Below are 1,442 nucleotides of genomic sequence, written 5' to 3' on the forward strand. Positions count from 1 at the left end.
ATCTTGTTAGCCACCTATGGTTTTGGGATTAGTTTCTATCTGTTGTTTTTATTGGCGATTTCAATTTTACTAATGCTTCTTTATCTAATAAGTTTGAGTTATAAAGCATTAGTTCCCGTTATTAAGGGAAGATTACCCCTTAAACGCTTGATGGCTTTAACCCTATTGTGTCAGTTAGTTGCTGTTTTTACAGTAGGCTACGCTGTTAAGACAGGCTTGACGTCTTACCAACGATTGAAAGAACTTGAAATTTCAAAACAAGCGTGGAAGGACAGAGCAGACTATTACCAGATTTCCTTTGGCTTAGGTGATAGAGTAAAAGATACAGAAAATCAGAATAAGTGGTATGCCTTTGCCAAGGAAGCAGTTGAAAAAGAACAGGCTCTATTTGTAAAAGATAATCTCATTCATTTTGCAAATCCTCAAGGAAAAAATAAAAACGGAGAGACACTGGATACCTATAGTCCAGATGCTAATGTTCTCTATGTCAGTCCAAGTTATTTGGACAAGGAAAAGGTCGTGGTAGATGCTGAGACCAAACAGAAGTTAGCCCATCTTCAAAAAGGAGAGTTTGGACTCTTATTACCAGAATCTCTTCGTTCACAGGAAGCAGAACTTAAGAAAGCTTTTGAAGAAAGATTGAGTTATTATGGAAAATCTGGTGAGGAGGCAAGTGCTCCTTTAGAGTATGAAATGAGAGCGATTGTTAGCTATCTTCCAACTGGAGAAAAGCGATTTATTTATAATAACGGTGAAAGCCCAGTATCCATCCAGTACTTAACCGATCCGATTTTAGTTGTATTTACTCCAACATCTACAGGTGATAGTATCATTTCCAAATCTAGTTGGTCTATCAATGCTGGAAAACAACTCTTTATCAAAGGATATGAGAGTGGGCTAGAACTCTTGAAGAAAGCTGGAATTTATGAGCAAGTATCTTATCTTAAAGAAGGAAGAAGTGTTTATCTAACTCGTTATAATGAAGTTCAAACTGAAACAGCAACTTTAATCTTAGGAGCTATTGTGGGGATAGCTAGTTCCTTGTTACTCTTTTATTCTGTCAATCTTCTATATTTCGAGCAATTCCGCCGAGATATCTTGATTAAACGAATTTCAGGTTTACGATTTTTTGAAACACATGCTCAGTATATGGTTAGTCAATTTGCCAGTTTTGTATTTGGTGCTAGTCTCTTTATTTTAAGCAGTCGAGACTTGGTGATTGGCTTGCTCACTTTATTAGTCTTTCTAGCTAGTGCAGTTTTGACGCTTTACCGTCAAGCGCAGAAAGAATCTCGTGTTTCTATGACAATTATGAAAGGAAAATAGGATGATTGAACTAAAGAATATATCTAAAAAATTTGGAAGCCGTCAGCTATTTTCAGATACGAATCTTCATTTTGAAGGTGGGAAAATTTATGCCTTAATCGGTACAAGTGGCTGTG

General features: G+C 36.5%; 1 protein-coding gene and 1 pseudogene. Both read left to right on the plus strand.

All coding sequences use genetic code 11. The features are described from left to right. A partial coding sequence (locus QZ114_RS07630; protein ID WP_295501705.1) for a DUF1430 domain-containing protein occupies window positions 1-1,326 on the plus strand: 1,326 nt, incomplete at its 5' end. A 1-nt stretch (window position 1,327) separates the two neighbouring features. Further along, window positions 1,328-1,442, plus strand: a pseudogene (locus QZ114_RS07635) (ABC transporter ATP-binding protein); the annotation flags it as partial.

The organism is uncultured Streptococcus sp. (assembly GCF_901875575.1).
In the GTDB taxonomy this organism is placed as follows: Bacteria; Bacillota; Bacilli; order Lactobacillales; family Streptococcaceae; genus Streptococcus.